We start from the raw sequence: 18,231 nt of genomic DNA on the forward strand, positions 1-18,231 counted from the left end.
GCCAGCCGACAAAAACCCGCAACCTTGCTTTTTAATTCTTCCCGTTAACGAGGAAACTGGCAAACTGCGGGGACATCCAGGTTTTGAAGCCCTCCCCTTCCCGGGTGATCATATAGACAGCCAGACCTTGCTGACGTACAACCTCTTTGGCTTTTTCCGTCCCCAGCACCATCAGGCCGGTATCCCAGGCATCGGCCTCCAGAGCCGTCGGGGAGATCACCGTCACCGACACCAGGTTGTGGGTAATCGGACGACCGGTCTGTGGATCAATTACGTGCGAAATGCGTTTTCCGTCCAGCTCATAATAGTTGCGGTAGCTGCCGGAGGTACTGATGCCGTGGCCGTTGATATCGAGAATAGCCTGCACGGCGTTTTGCTCATCGGTCGGCTTCTGGATCGCCACGCGCCAGGGCTTATCGCTGGCGTTCATGCCCCGGCTGACCAGCGCCCCGCCTACCGATACCAGATAGCGCGAGATCCCCTCTTCGGCCATTAGCCGGGCCAGGTGATCGGCGGCGTAACCTTCGCCCACCGTTGAGAGATCGACAAACAGATCGGGAATATCTTTTTGCAGATACTGCTGGCCGGACTGATTAATCACGGACAGATGCTGCAGCCCCGTTTTCGCCCGGGCATCGTCAATTTGCGCCTGATCGGGGGTTTTCACCGGCTGCTTGTTCGGGCCAAAGCCCCAGAGGTTAACCAGTGGGCCGACGGTAATGTCCATCGCGCCGTTCGTTTTGTAGCCCACCCGCAGCGATTCGGTGACAATGTCAGCCATCGCTTCGCTCACCGGCCAGGGCGAGGTACTCTTCGACTGATTAAAGCGCATCAGCGCGGAGTCTTTTTTATAAGTGGACATTAGCTGGTCATCGCCGTCCAGCTGAGCCTGGATCTTCCCGCGCAGCTCTTCAGCCCGGGCAGCGGAGAGATCGATGGCGCTGACGCGCCAGAAGGTACCCATCGTTTTCCCTTCCAGCACCGTCGCGGCGGCGGTTTCGCTCTTTGCAGAGGGAGCAGGTGCGTCACACGCAGCCAGCATAAACAGCGTCGCCAGCAAGCCGACACGCAAAAAAGTAATTTCCATTCGTTATTATCCTCAAGCCTGAGACCGGCAAGAGTACACCAAAAAACAGGCTTTGTAAGGGCCTGATGGTAAAACAAAAAAAAGGGGCCTTTTGGCCCCTTTCGCAATAGTACGTAAGACTTAGAACTGGTAAACCAGACCCAGTGCTACGATGTCATCGGTGCTGATGCCTGCACGGTCGGTGAAGGCGTTTTCATCCAGCAGGTTGATTTTGTAATCAACATAGGTGGACATGTTTTTGTTGAAGTAGTAAGTCGCGCCAACATCAACATATTTCAGCAGATCCTGGTCGCCGTTGCCTTCGATATCCTTACCTTTAGACTGCAGGTAAGCCACGGATGGACGCAGACCGAAGTCGAACTGGTACTGTGCAACCACTTCGAAGTTCTGTGCTTTGTTAGCGAAGCCATAAACGGCGTTGTCGGCATCGGACTGAGAGTTGCCGAAGCGGGTAGCGTTGTAGGTCTGGGAGTACTGCGCTGCCAGGTACAGGTTGTTCGCGTCATATTTCAGACCGCCGCTGTACACTTCAGCATGGTCGCCACGGCCATAAACACCTGGACCGTTCTGGTCTGCGGTACGTTTAGAAGAGGCTGCTGCCGCACCTACGCTGAAGCCTTCGCCCAGATCGTAAGTCAGAGAGCCACCGAAGCCGTCGCCGTTCTGTTTCAGCAGGCTACGGCCGGTGTCGTTTTCGCCTTCTACGCTGCCGTTTTTACCCTGGTACTGCAGAGCAAAGTTCAGGCCGTCAACCAGACCGAAGAAGTCCTGGTTACGGTAGGTTGCAACGCCGTTACCACGGGATTGCAGGAAGTTATCAGAACCGTAAGTGTCGCCGCCGAATTCTGGCAGAACGTCGGTCCAGGAGGTGACGTCGTAGATTACGCCGTAGTTACGACCGTAGTCGAAAGAACCTGCTTCAGCGAACTTCAGACCCGCGAAGGCCACACGCGTCCAGGACTGGTTGTCGCTCTCGGTGGTGTTGCCCTGAATCTGGTATTCCCACTGACCGTAGCCAGTGATCTGATCGTTAACCTGAGTTTCGCCTTTGAAGCCGAGACGCATGTAAGTCTGATCGCCATCAGCGCCGTCGTCATCAGAGAAATAGTGCAGACCGTCTACTTTACCGTAGAGATCTAATTTGTTGCCGTCTTTGTTATAAATTTCAGCCGCATTCGCTGCGCCTGCTACCAGCAGTGCTGGCACCAGGAGGGACAGTACTTTAACTTTCATTATTTTAACCCTCTGTTATATGTCTTTTATTACCACTGCTTACTGATTAACCCTCTTAACCAGTCGGCAAGTTCATTCTCCTCAAAAATACAGAATAATCCAATAAGAATATGATACGAAAACTTTTAAGATGTTTCATATTACCGTATAGATGTTTCAAATTGTAAATTTCAGGGAACTTTTTGTCCGCACATTTAGCTAAAAAATAGCGCACTAAAAATCAAATTTCTAAAATTAATCATATAAATCAAAGATATATACAAAAATAAATTATAGCACTGATTGACAAAACAAAAACCGCAGCGGCTACTAAAATATCTCTCGCTATCATCATTAACTTTATTTATTACCGTCATTCAAATTTGAATGTCTGTTTATCCAGAATTGAACCGAATGCAATGCATTCGGTTTTTTTTTACTCATCTTTACGCAATTTTATATAATTTGTGCTACCCACCTGTAACTATAACGACTATTAATTAAATCTTCGCTTGCTATTTTTAGGATCATAAATTGCGTGGTGAATTTAATTTCTTGTTTATTCGTGCTATTTTTTCCAACTATTGTGAGTTATTTGTACAATTTTCACCTGGGCGTACAGATTTAAGACAATCCTTTTTCGTCCTGCAACGACGTGAAAAAGTCAGCCTCACCCGTGGCGTGAGGCTGGAAATTCGATTATTACGCTTTATACTGCCCTACTCGCCTGAAGCGCAGCCATAACGGGTTAAACACATCAATGAGTCAGTCTGAAACCACAGCCGCGAACAAGTTCTCCCTGCTTCCGGGCAGCATTACTCGTTTCTTTCTTCTATTGATCGTTGTGCTGTTAGTGACCATGGGCGTAATGGTGCAAAGCGCCGTGAACACCTGGCTCAAAGACCGCAGCTATCAGATTGTCGATATCAGCCACGCGCTGCATAAGCGCATCGATACCTGGCGCTACGCCACCTGGCAGATTTACGATAATATCGCGGCAACCCCTACCACCTCTTCTGCTGAAGGTTTGCAGGAGACGCGCCTGAAGCAGGACGTCTACTATCTTGAGAAAACGCGACGCAAAACCGAAGCCCTGATTTTTGGTTCCCACGACAGCGCTACGCTGGAGATGACCCAGCGCATGTCGACCTATCTGGATACGCTGTGGGGCGCGGAGACCGTTCCCTGGTCGATGTACTATCTCAACGGTCAGGACAACAGCATGATCCTGATCTCCACCCTGCCACTTAAAGATCTCTCCTCCGGATTCAAAGAGTCTACGGTGGGTAATATTGTCGATTCCCGTCGCGCGGAGATGCTGCAGCAGGCTAACGCCCTGGATGAGCGCGAAAGTTTCTCCTCCCTGCGCCGACTAGCCTGGCAAAATGGCCACTACTTTACCCTGCGTACGACGTTCAACCAGCCAGGGCATCTGGCCACGGTGGTGGCCTTTGATCTGCCCATCAACGATCTGATCCCGCCGGATATGCCGCTGGAAAGCTTCCGCCTGGAGCAGGACAACGGAGCGCAAAACCTGCGCACGCCGACGGATAAAGAGAGCCCTGACAGCGTCTCTATCACCTTTAATGGTTCGAAAATCGAAATTGCTTCCACCCTGAACACCACCGGCATGCGTCTGGTCTGGCAGGTGCCTTTCGGTACGCTGCTGCTGGATACGCTGCAAAACATCCTGTTGCCCCTGCTGCTTAATATTGGTCTGCTGGCGCTGGCGCTGTTCGGTTACAGTACCTTCCGTTCGCAGCCAGGTCGCCAGAGCGATGTTCCTGTGGCAGCCGGTACCAACAACGAGCTGCGTGTCCTGCGCGCGCTGAATGAAGAGATTGTCTCGGTATTGCCGCTCGGCCTGCTGGTCCACGACCAGGAGGCTAACCGTACGGTGATCAGCAACAAAATTGCCGACCATCTCCTGCCCCACCTGAATCTGCAAAACATCACCAGCATGGCGGATCAGCACCAGGGGGTGATTCAGGCCACGATTAATAATGAGCTGTACGAGATCCGCCAGTTCCGCAGCCAGGTGGCATCGCGCACGCAGATTTTCATTATTCGCGATCAGGATCGCGAGGTGCTGGTGAATAAAAAGCTCAAGCAGGCGCAAAGGCTGTACGAGAAGAACCAGCAGGGCCGCGCGGCGTTTATGCAAAATATCGGCGAAGCGTTCAAGCTGCCGCTGAAGGCGCTTGCCAGCGAAGCCGCCCATTTATCCACCCCGGAGAGCATGCAGCTTTCCGCTCATGCCGATACGCTGGTACGGCTGGTGGATGAGATCCAGCTTGCCAACATGCTGGAAAATGACACCTGGAAGAGCACGGCGTCGCTGTTTTCCATTCAGGATCTGATTGATGAAGTGGTGCCGGAAGTGCTGCCGGTCATCAAGCGTAAAGGGCTGCAGCTGCTGATTAACAACCCGCTGCGCGCGAACGATGAGCGTCATGGCGACCGCGACGCCCTGCGCCGCATTCTGTTGATGCTGATCCAGTACGCAGTCACCACCACCCAGATCGGCAAAATTACCCTTGAAGTGAGCAGCGATGAATCGGCTGAAGACCGTCTCACCTTCCGCATTCTGGATACCGGCGAAGGGGTTACCGCCAGCGAAATTGATAATCTGCACTTCCCGTTCCTCAACGAGACCCAGGGCGACAACTATGGCAAAGCCAATGCCCTCACCTTCTGGCTCTGCGATCAGCTGGCGCGTAAGCTCGGCGGCCATCTGAATATCAAAGCGCGTGAATCGCTGGGCACCCGCTACTCTCTGCACGTTAAAATGGCGGCAAGTCCGCAGGATGCGGAGGAGGATGAACGCCTGCTGGATGATGTGGTAATAATGGTGGATGTGACCTCAAACGAGATCCGCAATATTGTGGTTCGTCAGCTGGAAAACTGGGGTGCAACCTGTATATCCCCTGACGAACGGCTGGCAAGTCAAGAATATGATCTCTTTTTAACAGATAATCCGTCTAATCTTACTGCCTCGGGCTTGCTTTTAAGCGATGATGAGCCAGGCGTGCGGAAAATTGGCCCCGGCCAGGTGCGCGTCAACTTTAATATGAGCAATGCTATGCAGGAAGCTGTACTACAACTAATAGAAGAGCAACTGGCGCAGGAAACGATCCCGGAATCCCCACTGGGCGGCAATGAAAATGCTGAACTTCATGCCAGCGGATATTATTCGCTCTTTGTAGACACAGTTCCAGATGATGTTAAGAGGTTGTATACTGAATCGGCCGTGAACGACTTCGCGGCGCTGGCTCAGACAGCACACCGGCTCAAAGGGGTGTTTGCCATGCTTAATCTGGTTCCAGGCAAGCAATTATGTGAAACGCTGGAACATCTTATTCGTGAGAAAGATGCCGCCAGCATAGAAAAATACATCAGCGACATTGACGCCTACGTCAAAAGCTTGCTGTAGCAAGGTAGCCCTATACATGAACAATATGAACGTAATTATTGCCGATGACCATCCGATTGTACTGTTCGGTATTCGCAAATCACTTGAACAGATCGAGTGGGTGAATGTAGTCGGTGAATTTGAAGATTCCACAGCACTGATTAATAACCTGCCAAAGCTTGATGCGCACGTGCTCATCACCGACCTTTCCATGCCTGGAGATAAGTACGGTGACGGGATTACGCTGATCAAATACATCAAGCGCCATTTCCCAAGCATTTCGATCATCGTGCTGACCATGAACAATAACCCAGCGATTTTAAGCGCGGTTCTGGATCTCGATATCGAAGGCATCGTCCTGAAACAGGGCGCGCCGACCGATCTGCCGAAAGCGCTGGCCGCGCTGCAGAAAGGGAAAAAATTCACGCCGGAAAGCGTCTCTCGCCTGCTGGAAAAAATCAGCGCTGGCGGTTACGGCGACAAACGCCTGTCGCCAAAAGAGAGCGAAGTCCTGCGTCTGTTTGCCGAAGGTTTCCTGGTCACCGAAATTGCCAAGAAGCTGAACCGCAGCATCAAGACCATCAGTAGCCAGAAAAAATCGGCGATGATGAAGCTGGGCGTGGAGAACGACATCGCCCTGCTGAACTACCTCTCCTCTGTGACCCTGAGTCCTGCGGATAAAGAGTAATGAGCTACATGCCCGGCGGCGCTTCGCTTGCACGGGCCTACAGGTAGCGTAGGCCGGGTAAGCGTCAGCGCCACCCGGCAATAATAAAAAAGCCCATTTCTGGGCTTTTTTTTATCCCCGCGCTCTTCTCACCCGCTCCGCATATACCGACAGCGTCTGTTTCAGGACATCCAACGTTACCGGCTTGGAAAGACAGCTATCCATCCCCGATTCCAGACAACGCTGCTTCTCCTCTGCCAGCGCGTTAGCGGTGACGCCCACCACCGGGAGCGTCAGGCCGAGCTGACGGATGCGCTGAGTCAGACGATAGCCATCCATATTCGGCATGTTCACATCACTCAGGACAATGTCGATATGGTTTTTGCTCAGCACATTGAGGGCATCCACGCCGTCATTCGCCGTTTTACACTGATAGCCCAGCGAGCCGAGCTGATCGGCCAGCAGGCGGCGGTTAATCGGATGGTCGTCCACCACCAGGATCATCATGTCCTCATTCAACGACTGCTCGGATTCCGGCGACGGCAGCGACGTTGTCCCGTCCGCGCTGTCCATTTCCACACGATAGATACGCGCCAGCAGCGTAATCAGCTCGTGCGGCGAGGCCACGCTGTTCACCCACTCGCCGTGTGCACGCTCCAGGGCGATACCGATATGGCGCCGGCAGAAGATCACCGCCGCTTTACCCTGCCACGGCTTCGTCAGCTCATCGTCGGTGAGAAGCATATCTTCCGCGTCCGGGGTTTGTCCGGCGTAGCGCGCCACCCGGATGCCGTATGAGGTCAGCAGGGATTCCAGGTAGGCATACAGCGAGGCATTATTGACCGCCAGCCAGCAGCGTTTATCACTTAATCCCTCAATCAGCATGTTAGCCGGTGACTGCGCCGCATAAAGTGGAATACGGATAGTAAACTGACTGCCCATGCCCGGTTCGGTATCCACCGAGATATCGCCGTCCATCATGCTGATCAGTTTTTCACAGATCGCCAGCCCCAGCCCGGTGCCTTGGAAGTTGCGCTGAACCCCCGTCCCCACCTGGAAGAACGGGTCGAAAAGTTTGACCACCTCTTTGGCCGGGATCCCCACCCCGGTATCGCGCACGCGAATGCTCAGGTAGTCCCCCGCTTTGGCGACATGCATTACAATGCAACCCATGTCAGTGAACTTAATGGCGTTGCTGAGCAGGTTGGAGATCACCTGCTGCAGGCGCATCGGATCGCCCTGCAGCGTTAGCGGCACGTCCGGCTCAATAAAGCAGTACAGCCCCAGCTGCTTACGCACCACCAGCGGCAGGTAGTTGGCGCTGATATGGTTCATCACCTCGCGCGGCGAGAATTCGCGCGGTTCAATTTTCAGCTGCTCGGACTCAATTTTAGAGAAGTCGAGAATGTCGCTGATGATTTTCAGCAGCAGGCTGGAGGAGTTGTTCATCGCCGTCACCAGACGGTCAACGCCGCGCGGCAGCTCTTTGGTCTGCAGCAGATCGAGGTTACCGATAATCCCGTAGAGCGGAGTACGCAGTTCGTGACTGACGGTGGCAAGGAACATCGATTTCGACTGGCTGGCCTGTTCGGCGGACTGGGCCATGTCCTGCAACGACTCTTCCATTTTGACGCGCGCGGAAACATCCACCAGCACGCAGATCGCCACGTTCTCATTGCGATAGCGCGAATGGACAAAGCTTATCTGCAGGTTGGTGTTGTTACTGGTCAGGACATCGACGAAGTTGACCTGCTGCCCACAGATAATCTGCGTCAGCCGCTGTCGGTCCTCATGGGTGAGCATATTGAGATAGTTATGCGCCAGCTCGTTACTGAGGATGTTGGTCCCGTCAAGGGTGCGTAAAATACAAATCCCCACCGGCGCAGAGGCAACAATCTTGCGGTTAAACTGCTCATGCTCTTCAAGACGCTGGGCATCGTTCTCCGCCGGAATAAAGATTTTACGCTCGTACATCCGCGCGAGGGTAAACAGCGCAATCCCCACCAGCACGTTTAGCAGTACCGAGTTGAGGATCAGTATCCGAATACGCTCCAGCACCATATCCACTGGTACGGAGTAAACAATGCTCAGCGACGAAGGCGGCAGGCTTTTTTTCAACACCAGGTCACGAAAACCGGCGCTGTAGCCAAACCATGAGCGCTCCTGCATCCAGCGAGGATCAACCTTCAGCCGCGATTCCGGCCCGGCCAGTGAAATGAGAGAGTGACCGTTTTCATCGAGAATGGTCACGCCCATCGGCAGATTCCCTGGGGTGAAAAAGTTCTCCATGCGGATAGTCTGCTCAATACCGAGCATCGCCTGCAGACGGTTGCCCAGATAAACCGGCGTCAGGGCATAGAAGTAGCCTACTCCTGAACGCGGACCCTGGCTTATCCAGAACAGATTATTACCGCGCTCATCCTGCGGCGCGTTACGGTATTTGATGATCCGCTCGTGCAGGCTTTTCAGTGCGCTGTCGCGGTCCACCGGCACATCGCGCAGGCCAAAATCGGCCATACAGAGATTTTCGCTGCCAATCAGGAAAACGCGGTTCAGGTCATAGGCTGCCGAGAAGTTATCGCGCCAGTAGCGCATAAACCAGGCCAGCGACTCCAGCGATCCCCGCCACGCTGAGCCCATCGCCGAGCAGTCAGAGTCGGGGAAAAGCGGTTCAAAGTTGGGGACATCCGCCTTACTGTCGCGCCCGCGAATAGCCAGAACACCATTCTCCGCCGTCAGACGGTTTTCGGCGATATATTTGAGCTCCTTCATGACGTCCGCGGTGCGCTGAATATAGCGCTGGGACTGATCGAAGCTGAGGCTAAACTCCTGACGGATCTCCGCCTCCTTCTGGTGCAGCGCATTGACGATGTAAAACACCGAAAATAGCGCGATAAGCACCCAAATCAGGAGCGCCAGCGCCCGAAAAAGATAGCGAGAAACTTTCAGCGTGGTTCGAAAGGAGACGAGGTATTTCAAGGGGGCGAGGCTCCGCCGTCAGGTTCACAAGGAATGGGTTAAGGTAGCGGTAAATCGCCGCCGTCGCAACGTTCGGTTGTCTGCAATTCAGCGCCGCGACAAAAGAAAAGGGCCGGAAACCGGCCCTTTGTCATCAGAAGAGATTACTCTTCGGCATCATCTGCCGCATCATCGTCGATTTCCGCTTCCGGCGCGATTTCATCGTCACCTTCTGCCACGCTACCGTCGATAGAGTCGAGCTCTTCGTCATCCACTGGCTCAGCAACACGCTGCAGACCCACCACGTTTTCATCTTCCGCGGTACGGATGAGGATCACGCCCTGGGTGTTACGGCCCACCACGCTGATTTCCGACACGCGGGTACGCACCAGCGTACCGGCATCGGTGATCATCATGATCTGGTCGGCATCATCGACCTGTACCGCGCCAACAACGGAACCGTTGCGCTCGGTGACTTTGATCGAGATAACGCCCTGGGTGCCACGGGACTTGGTTGGATATTCGTCCTGGGCAGTACGCTTACCGTAACCATTCTGGGTGACGGTGAGGATTGCGCCTTCGCCACGTGGAACAATCAGGGAGACCACGCTGTCTTCGCCCGCCAGTTTGATCCCGCGGACACCGGTCGCCGTACGGCCCATGGCGCGCACCGCGTTCTCTTTGAAGCGCACCACTTTACCGGCGGCAGAGAAGAGCATCACTTCATCGGAGCCGGAGGTCAGATCCACGCCAATCAGTTCATCGCCTTCGTTCAGGTTGACGGCGATAATGCCGGCAGAACGTGGGCGGCTGAACTCGGTCAGGGCGGTTTTCTTCACCGTGCCGCTGGCGGTCGCCATAAAGACGTTCACCCCTTCAGCGTATTCGCGAACCGGCAGGATCGCCGTAATACGTTCGTTTTGTTCCAGCGGCAACAGGTTGACGATTGGGCGTCCACGGGCGCCACGGCTCGCTTCCGGCAGCTGATAGACCTTCATCCAGTACAGACGGCCCCGGCTGGAGAAGCAGAGGATGGTGTCGTGGGTGTTGGCCACCAGCAGGCGGTCGATAAAGTCTTCTTCTTTAATACGTGCCGCTGACTTGCCTTTGCCGCCACGACGCTGTGCTTCATAGTCGGTTAACGGCTGGTACTTCACGTAGCCCTGGTGAGACAGGGTAACAACAACGTCTTCCTGGTTGATCAGGTCTTCGATGTTGATATCCGCGGAGTTGGCGGTGATTTCCGTGCGACGCTCGTCACCGAACTGATCCCGGACCAGCTCCAGCTCCTCGCGGATTACTTCCATCAGACGATCGGCACTGCCCAGAATGTGCAGCAGCTCAGCGATCTGCTCCAGCAGCTCTTTGTACTCGTCGAGCAGTTTTTCATGCTCAAGGCCGGTCAGTTTCTGCAGACGCAGATCCAGAATCGCCTGAGCCTGCTGTTCGGTCAGCCAGTATTTGCCCTCGCGAATACCGTACTGCGGCTCCAGCCACTCAGGACGCGCGGCATCGTCACCGGCGCGTTCCAGCATCGCAGAGACGTTGCCCAGATCCCACGGCTGCGCGATCAGGCCCGCTTTCGCTTCGGCAGGGGTTGGCGCACGACGGATCAGCTCGATGATCGGGTCGATGTTCGCCAGCGCAACCGCCAGCGCTTCAAGGATGTGCGCACGATCGCGGGCTTTACGCAGTTCGAAAATAGTCCGGCGGGTCACCACTTCGCGGCGGTGACGCACGAACGCGCTCAGAATGTCTTTCAGGTTCATGATCTTCGGCTGACCATGGTGCAGTGCCACCATGTTAATACCGAAGGAGACCTGAAGCTGAGTCAGGGAATAGAGGTTGTTAAGCACCACCTCCCCTACCGCATCGCGTTTGATTTCAATCACGATACGCATGCCGTCTTTGTCAGACTCATCACGCAGCGCGCTGATACCTTCAATACGTTTCTCTTTAACCAGCTCGGCAATCTTCTCGATCAGGCGCGCTTTGTTCACCTGATACGGAATTTCGTGGACGATAATGGTCTCACGGCCAGATTTGGCATCCGCTTCCACTTCGGCGCGGGCACGAATATAGATCTTGCCGCGACCGGTACGGTACGCTTCTTCGATACCGCGACGGCCATTAATAATCGCTGCGGTCGGGAAGTCCGGGCCCGGGATGTGTTCCATCAGCCCTTCAATGCTGATCTCTTCATCGTCGATATAGGCCAGGCAGCCGTTAATCACTTCGGTGATGTTGTGCGGTGGAATGTTGGTCGCCATACCTACGGCGATACCGGACGAACCGTTTACCAGCAGGTTAGGGATCTTCGTCGGCATAACGTCAGGAATTTTTTCCGTGCCGTCATAGTTGTCGACAAAATCTACCGTCTCTTTTTCCAGATCGGCCATCAGCTCATGGGCAATCTTCGCCAGGCGGATTTCCGTATAACGCATTGCCGCAGCGGAGTCGCCGTCGATAGAACCGAAGTTACCCTGACCATCAACCAGCATGTAACGCAGCGAGAACGGCTGCGCCATACGGACGATGGTGTCGTACACCGCGGAGTCACCATGAGGATGGTATTTACCGATTACGTCACCAACGACACGGGCAGATTTTTTGTACGCTTTATTCCAGTCATTGCCCAATACGTTCATGGCGTATAGTACGCGACGGTGTACCGGCTTAAGTCCATCGCGGACATCCGGCAGCGCACGGCCAACAATGACCGACATCGCATAATCCAGATAGGAGCTCTTCAGCTCTTCCTCGATGTTAACCGGTGTAATTTCTCTCGCAAGGTCGCTCATCTAACCGCTATCCCTCTACTGTATCCCGGATTCAAAGGTCGGAAATTATAACACACCCGCTTAGGTTTAAACTAATTTGCTTTGTTATCCTGATATACTTCCTCGTCTTTAAATTACGGAGTAAAAGCGTCCATGAATGCGGAAAAATCCCCGATGGCTGACAACGTCGACCACGAAGAGATCGCCAAATTTGAAGCCGTGGCCTCGCGCTGGTGGGATCTTGAAGGTGAGTTCAAACCGCTGCACCGCATTAACCCTCTGCGCCTGGGCTATATCGCGGAGCGTTCCGGCGGCCTGTTCGGTAAAAAGGTGCTTGATGTGGGGTGCGGTGGCGGCATCCTGGCCGAGAGCATGGCGCGCGAAGGCGCCACGGTGACCGGGCTGGATATGGGCTTCGAGCCGCTACAGGTGGCGCGTCTGCACGCGCTGGAGAGCGGTGTCCAGGTGGAGTACGTTCAGGAAACGGTTGAAGCCCACGCGGCGGAGCACGCCCACCAGTACGACGTTGTCACTTGCATGGAGATGCTGGAGCATGTTCCCGATCCGCAATCGGTGGTAAAAGCCTGTGCCGCGCTGGTGAAGCCGGGCGGTCAGGTGTTCTTCTCCACCATCAACCGCAACGGCAAGGCCTGGCTGATGGCGGTGGTCGGCGCGGAGTATGTGCTGCGGATGGTGCCAAAAGGCACGCACGATGTGAAAAAATTCATCAAGCCGGCGGAATTACTGAGCTGGGTCGACGGCACCAGCCTGAAAGAGCAGCATATGACCGGCCTGCACTACAATCCCCTGACCGACAAATTCAAACTGGCGCCAGGCGTGGATGTTAACTACATGCTCCATACCACCGCCAAAAATGAGCAAGAGTAATTACTCTTTTTCTGACGAATGCGCAGCAGTTTGTTGCGCATTTTTGACCACCCGTTGAAGAAATCAGCAGTCGATCAAATTTTCATTTTTTTTTCTGGAATATTGACATGTCGTCCAGGCCTTACGGTACGAGGACTTACGCTTTTTTACGCTTTGACAACCTCAATTTAACCTCAAAATCAACTCTTGTACTCAAAAGAATCCTTACTAGAATACTCACCATCTTGCGTTATGCTTAATGCGAAACCCCTATATATAGTATTTATCCACAACAACCTGTGGATAAACGGGGGATATTTCTTTTTTTCACGGACAGGTAAAAACCCACATGAATCAGAGTCTGCTGGTGACAAAGCGCGACGGTACCACCGAGCGTATCAATCTGGACAAAATCCATCGAGTTCTCGACTGGGCAGCAGAAGGGCTGAATAACGTATCGATCTCCCAGGTTGAACTGCGCTCCCATATCCAGTTCTATGACGGCATCAAAACGTCTGATATCCACGAAACCATTATCAAAGCCGCGGCGGATCTCATCTCCCGCGACGCGCCGGATTATCAGTACCTCGCTGCCCGTCTGGCGATTTTCCACCTGCGTAAAAAAGCCTACGGTCAGTTTGAGCCGCCAGCGCTGTTCGATCATGTGGTGAAGATGGTCGAGCTTGGCAAGTACGACACGCATCTGCTGGAAGACTATACGGAAGAAGAGTTCAAGCAGATGGACGGGTTTATCGATCACTGGCGTGATATGAACTTCTCCTACGCCGCGGTGAAACAGCTGGAAGGGAAATACCTGGTCCAGAACCGCGTGACCGGCGAGATCTACGAAAGCGCCCAGTTCCTCTACATTCTTGTGGCGGCCTGCCTGTTCTCGAACTACCCGCGTGAAACCCGTCTGGAATACGTGAAGCGTTTCTACGATGCGGTTTCCACGTTCAAGATTTCTCTGCCAACGCCAATCATGTCCGGTGTTCGCACCCCAACCCGCCAGTTCAGCTCCTGCGTGCTGATCGAGTGCGGCGACAGCCTGGACTCCATCAACGCTACCTCCAGCGCCATTGTGAAATACGTTTCCCAGCGTGCCGGTATCGGCATTAACGCCGGTCGCATTCGTGCGCTGGGCAGCCCGATTCGGGGCGGTGAAGCGTTCCACACTGGCTGTATCCCGTTCTACAAACACTTCCAGACCGCGGTGAAATCCTGCTCTCAGGGCGGCGTGCGTGGCGGTGCAGCCACCCTCTTCTACCCAATGTGGCATCTGGAAGTAGAAAGCCTGCTGGTGCTGAAAAACAACCGTGGCGTGGAAGGCAACCGCGTGCGTCACATGGACTACGGCGTACAGATCAACAAGCTGATGTATACCCGTCTGCTGAAAGGTGAAGATATTACCCTCTTCAGCCCGTCCGACGTCCCGGGCCTGTATGACGCGTTCTTCGCCGATCAGGATGAGTTCGAGCGTCTGTACAGCAAATATGAAAAAGACGACAGCATCCGTAAACAGCGTGTGAAAGCGGTTGAACTGTTCTCCCTGATGATGCAGGAACGCGCCTCTACCGGCCGTATCTACATCCAGAACGTTGACCACTGCAACACCCACAGCCCGTTCGATCCGGTCGTTGCGCCAGTGCGCCAGTCCAACCTGTGTCTGGAGATCGCCCTGCCGACCAAACCGCTGGAAGATGTGAACGACGAAAACGGCGAAATCGCCTTGTGTACGCTCTCCGCGTTCAACCTGGGTGCGATCAACAGCCTGGACGAACTGGAAGAGCTGGCGGTGCTGGCGGTTCGCGCCCTGGATGCGCTGCTGGATTACCAGGATTACCCAATCCCGGCGGCAAAACGTGGTGCAATGGGTCGTCGTACCCTCGGCATTGGCGTTATTAACTATGCCTACTGGCTGGCGAAAAACGGCAAACGCTACTCCGACGGCAGCGCTAACAACCTGACGCACCAGACCTTCGAAGCCATTCAGTACTACCTGCTGAAAGCCTCGAACGAGCTGGCTAAAGAGCAAGGCGCCTGCCCGTGGTTCAATGAAACCACCTATTCCAAAGGCATTTTGCCGATCGACACCTATAAGAAAGACCTGGATGCGATCGCCAACGAGCCGCTGCACCTTGACTGGGAAGGCCTGCGCGAGTCCATCAAGACCCACGGCCTGCGTAACTCCACGCTCTCTGCCCTGATGCCGTCCGAGACCTCTTCGCAGATCTCCAACGCTACCAACGGTATTGAGCCGCCGCGCGGTCATGTCAGCATCAAAGCGTCGAAAGATGGGATCCTGCGCCAGGTGGTGCCGGATTATGAGCTGCTGAAAAACAACTACGAGCTGCTGTGGGAGATGCCAAATAACGACGGCTACCTGCAACTGGTGGGGATTATGCAGAAGTTTATCGACCAGTCGATCTCTGCCAACACCAACTACGATCCGTCACGCTTCCCGTCCGGAAAAGTGCCGATGCAGCAGCTGCTGAAAGACCTGCTCACCGCCTACAAATTTGGCGTGAAGACCCTGTACTATCAAAACACCCGCGACGGTGCGGAAGATGCGCAGGACGATCTGGCCCCGTCCATTCAGGATGATGGCTGCGAAAGCGGCGCATGTAAGATTTAATGTAAATGCCGGGTGGCGCTACGCTTACCCGGCCTACGATTTTGTTTGCCCGATCTACAAAATCTCTCACAGGACATACTCATGGCATACACCACCTTTTCACAGACGAAAAACGACCAGCTCAAAGAGCCGATGTTCTTCGGCCAGCCGGTCAACGTGGCGCGCTACGATCAGCAAAAATATGACATCTTCGAAAAGCTGATTGAAAAGCAACTCTCTTTCTTCTGGCGTCCGGAAGAAGTTGACGTTTCACGCGACCGCATCGATTTCCAGGCGCTGCCGGAACACGAAAAGCACATCTTCCTCAGCAACCTGAAGTACCAGACGCTGCTGGACTCCATTCAGGGACGTAGCCCGAACGTGGCGCTGCTGCCGCTGATCTCCATCCCGGAGTTGGAGACCTGGGTCGAGACGTGGGCGTTTTCCGAGACGATCCACTCCCGCTCCTATACCCACATCATCCGTAACATCGTCAACGATCCGGCGATTGTCTTCGATGATATCGTCACCAACGAACAGATCCTGAAGCGTGCGGAAGGCATCTCCCACTTCTACGACGATCTGATCGAGATGACCAGCTACTGGCACCTGCTGGGCGAAGGTACGCACAGCGTGAACGGCAAAACCGTCACCGTGAACCTGCGTGAACTGAAGAAAAAGCTCTACCTGTGCCTGATGAGCGTGAACGCACTTGAGGCGATCCGCTTCTACGTCAGCTTCGCCTGCTCCTTCGCCTTTGCGGAACGCGAGTTGATGGAAGGCAACGCCAAAATCATTCGCCTCATCGCCCGCGATGAAGCCCTGCATCTGACCGGAACCCAGCATATGCTGAATCTGCTGCGCAGCGGCGCTGACGATCCGGAGATGGCCGAGATTGCGGAAGAGTGCAAGCAGGAGAGCTATGACCTGTTTGTTCAGGCGGCACAGCAGGAGAAAGAGTGGGCGGAATACCTGTTCCAGGGCGGCTCCATGATCGGCCTGAACAAAGATATCCTCTGCCAGTACGTGGAGTACATCACCAATATCCGCATGCAGGCGGTCGGCCTGGATCTGCCGTTCCAGACCCGCTCCAACCCGATCCCGTGGATCAACACCTGGCTGGTCTCTGACAACGTGCAGGTTGCCCCACAGGAAGTGGAAGTGAGCTCCTACCTGGTCGGTCAGATTGACTCTGAAGTCAACACCGACGATTTGAGCGACTTCCAGCTCTGATGAGCCGCGTAACGCTTCGTCTTTCTGGCACAGAGCTTCTGTGCCAGGAAGAGCATCCCTCCCTGCTTATTGCGCTGGAATCCCACCAGATTGCCGTTGAATACCAGTGCCGCGAGGGCTATTGCGGCTCCTGCCGCTGTCGTCTGGTGACCGGTCAGGTTGACTGGATAACCGAACCGCTGGCCTTCATCAACGACGGTGAAATTTTGCCCTGCTGCTGCCGGGCAAAAGGGGATATAGAGATCGAGATGTAATTGTGCCGGGTGGCGCTTCGCTTACCCGGCCTACAAAACCGCAGTCCGTAGGCCGGGTAAGGCGCAGCCGCCACCCGGCAATTTCAGCGTTAATCCTTCAAAAAGCTCACCGCTTTATCAGGGAAGTCCGTAAACAATCCGTCCACGTCCGCCTGCTTATATAACACCTCGTAAAGCTGATTCACATCCGTGGCATACGGCGGCAACTGGTCAGCACGCACCGTATACGGATGCACCTGCATCTTGTTGGCGTGAGCCTCTTTCACCATCGCCGTCAGCTTCACGTGGCCCGGGGTTGAACCTTCCGCTACCAGCATGTGGTAATCCGGCCCGATCCCGTCGGCGTACTGCGCGATCTGCTTCATCGCACCCGGCTTAAACATCCAGTCGTAGTTGTAGTTTACCCACTTGCCGTCTGCCTGTTTCTCCTGGGTTTCATTCCAGTCGGTATAAGCGATCAGCTGGACCAGATTGAGATCCATCCCCATCTTTGGCTCCAGCTCGGTTTTGATGCGCTTCAGTTCCGCGGCGTCAAAACACTGGAGGTAGACTTTGTCCTTCTTGCTGGTGTAGCCGTACTGTTTCAGCACCTCCAGCGTTTTCGCGGCGATATCCTTCCCTTCCTGATGGTGGAACCACGGTGCTTTGATTTCCGGGTAGATACCGATATGTTTGCCGGTCGAGTGGTTCAGCCCCTGAACAAACTCAATCTCCTCCTGGAAGGTATGGATGCGGAAGTCCGATTTACCCATCGGGAAACGTCCGGGGTAAACCTGCACCTTCTTACCGTTTTCAATCTCAAAGCCCTCGGTAAAATTCAGAGAGCGGATTTCATCCAGAGTGAAGTCAATGGCGTAAAAACGGCCATCTTTTCGGGCACGGTATGGGAAACGATCCGCCACATCGGTCACCCGGTCAAGATAGTGGTCATGCAGGACGACCAGCTGGTCGTCCTTCGTCATCACCAGATCCTGCTCCAGATAATCAGCCCCCTGCGCATAGGCCATCGCTTTCGCCGGCAGCGTATGCTCCGGCAGATAGCCGCTTGCGCCGCGATGGGCAATAACGATTTTATCCGCCGCCAGGGCGGAGCCGGTCATCAGGCCCGCCAGCAGCAGACCGGTCGCGATTTGCGTTACTTTCATGG

General features: G+C 54.4%; 11 protein-coding genes. 6 read left to right on the forward strand and 5 right to left on the reverse strand.

The window, feature by feature from the left end:
• Positions 1-31: 31 nt before the first annotated feature.
• Together apbE and GNG26_RS15455 are read right to left on the reverse strand one after the other, a co-directional pair.
• Positions 32-1,087: an FAD:protein FMN transferase ApbE gene (gene apbE, locus GNG26_RS15450; protein WP_156239413.1), complete on the reverse strand. Its 1,056-nt coding sequence runs from the start codon at positions 1,085-1,087 to the stop codon at positions 32-34.
• Positions 1,088-1,207: 120 nt separating this feature from the next.
• Positions 1,208-2,320: a porin OmpC gene (locus GNG26_RS15455; RefSeq protein WP_156239414.1), complete on the reverse strand. Its 1,113-nt coding sequence runs from the start codon at positions 2,318-2,320 to the stop codon at positions 1,208-1,210.
• A 739-nt stretch (positions 2,321-3,059) separates the two neighbouring features.
• Here GNG26_RS15455 and rcsD point away from each other — a divergent pair.
• Positions 3,060-5,732, forward strand: coding sequence for a phosphotransferase RcsD (gene rcsD / locus GNG26_RS15460; RefSeq protein ID WP_156239415.1), 2,673 nt, complete (start codon positions 3,060-3,062; stop codon positions 5,730-5,732).
• Between the two features lie 16 nt (positions 5,733-5,748).
• Positions 5,749-6,399 (forward strand): response regulator transcription factor RcsB, encoded by a 651-nt coding sequence (gene rcsB / locus GNG26_RS15465; protein ID WP_032612710.1) that lies wholly within the window; start codon positions 5,749-5,751, stop codon positions 6,397-6,399.
• 111 nt (positions 6,400-6,510) lie between these two features.
• Here rcsB and rcsC read toward each other — a convergent pair whose 3' ends face one another.
• Positions 6,511-9,357, reverse strand: coding sequence for a two-component system sensor histidine kinase RcsC (gene rcsC, locus GNG26_RS15470; protein WP_114314399.1), 2,847 nt, complete (start codon positions 9,355-9,357; stop codon positions 6,511-6,513).
• Between the two features lie 143 nt (positions 9,358-9,500).
• Entirely contained in the window at positions 9,501-12,137 is a 2,637-nt protein-coding gene (gene gyrA, locus GNG26_RS15475; protein WP_103825115.1) for a DNA topoisomerase (ATP-hydrolyzing) subunit A, read from the reverse strand.
• A 132-nt stretch (positions 12,138-12,269) separates the two neighbouring features.
• Here gyrA and ubiG point away from each other — a divergent pair, with 132 nt between their 5' ends.
• The 4 genes from ubiG (at position 12,270) to yfaE (ending at position 17,084) form a co-directional block, all read left to right on the forward strand.
• A complete protein-coding gene (gene ubiG, locus GNG26_RS15480; RefSeq protein ID WP_114314397.1) occupies positions 12,270-13,004 on the forward strand; it encodes a bifunctional 2-polyprenyl-6-hydroxyphenol methylase/3-demethylubiquinol 3-O-methyltransferase UbiG in 735 nt (244 codons plus the stop codon).
• A 328-nt stretch (positions 13,005-13,332) separates the two neighbouring features.
• Positions 13,333-15,618, forward strand: a complete 2,286-nt coding sequence (gene nrdA, locus GNG26_RS15485; protein WP_103180414.1) for a class 1a ribonucleoside-diphosphate reductase subunit alpha — start codon at positions 13,333-13,335, stop codon at positions 15,616-15,618.
• An 81-nt stretch (positions 15,619-15,699) separates the two neighbouring features.
• Positions 15,700-16,830 (forward strand): class Ia ribonucleoside-diphosphate reductase subunit beta, encoded by a 1,131-nt coding sequence (gene nrdB, locus GNG26_RS15490; RefSeq protein ID WP_103825118.1) that lies wholly within the window; start codon positions 15,700-15,702, stop codon positions 16,828-16,830.
• Positions 16,830-17,084 carry a class I ribonucleotide reductase maintenance protein YfaE gene (gene yfaE, locus GNG26_RS15495; RefSeq protein ID WP_103180417.1) on the forward strand — a complete coding sequence of 85 codons (255 nt, stop codon included), beginning with the start codon at positions 16,830-16,832 and terminating at the stop codon, positions 17,082-17,084. Before nrdB ends, yfaE begins: the two co-directional genes overlap by 1 nt.
• 89 nt (positions 17,085-17,173) lie before the next feature.
• On the opposite strand, the gene glpQ is transcribed toward yfaE, so the two are convergent.
• Positions 17,174-18,229: a glycerophosphodiester phosphodiesterase gene (gene glpQ / locus GNG26_RS15500; protein WP_156239416.1), complete on the reverse strand. Its 1,056-nt coding sequence runs from the start codon at positions 18,227-18,229 to the stop codon at positions 17,174-17,176.
• Positions 18,230-18,231 lie beyond the last annotated feature (2 nt).

Origin of the sequence: Leclercia sp. J807 (assembly GCF_009734465.1) — a bacterium.
Classification (GTDB): Bacteria; Pseudomonadota; Gammaproteobacteria; order Enterobacterales; family Enterobacteriaceae; genus Enterobacter.

What these genes read in the sequence shown, in the direction of transcription:
- apbE (WP_156239413.1), bottom strand. Translation starts at nt 1,087, where the DNA reads ATGGAAATTACTTTTTTGCGTGTCGGCTTGCTGGCGACGCTGTTTATG.
- GNG26_RS15455 (WP_156239414.1), bottom strand. Translation starts at nt 2,320, where the DNA reads ATGAAAGTTAAAGTACTGTCCCTCCTGGTGCCAGCACTGCTGGTAGCA.
- rcsD (WP_156239415.1), top strand. Translation starts at nt 3,060, where the DNA reads ATGAGTCAGTCTGAAACCACAGCCGCGAACAAGTTCTCCCTGCTTCCG.
- rcsB (WP_032612710.1), top strand. Translation starts at nt 5,749, where the DNA reads ATGAACAATATGAACGTAATTATTGCCGATGACCATCCGATTGTACTG.
- gyrA (WP_103825115.1), bottom strand. Translation starts at nt 12,137, where the DNA reads ATGAGCGACCTTGCGAGAGAAATTACACCGGTTAACATCGAGGAAGAG.
- ubiG (WP_114314397.1), top strand. Translation starts at nt 12,270, where the DNA reads ATGAATGCGGAAAAATCCCCGATGGCTGACAACGTCGACCACGAAGAG.
- nrdA (WP_103180414.1), top strand. Translation starts at nt 13,333, where the DNA reads ATGAATCAGAGTCTGCTGGTGACAAAGCGCGACGGTACCACCGAGCGT.
- nrdB (WP_103825118.1), top strand. Translation starts at nt 15,700, where the DNA reads ATGGCATACACCACCTTTTCACAGACGAAAAACGACCAGCTCAAAGAG.
- yfaE (WP_103180417.1), top strand. Translation starts at nt 16,830, where the DNA reads ATGAGCCGCGTAACGCTTCGTCTTTCTGGCACAGAGCTTCTGTGCCAG.
- glpQ (WP_156239416.1), bottom strand. Translation starts at nt 18,229, where the DNA reads ATGAAAGTAACGCAAATCGCGACCGGTCTGCTGCTGGCGGGCCTGATG.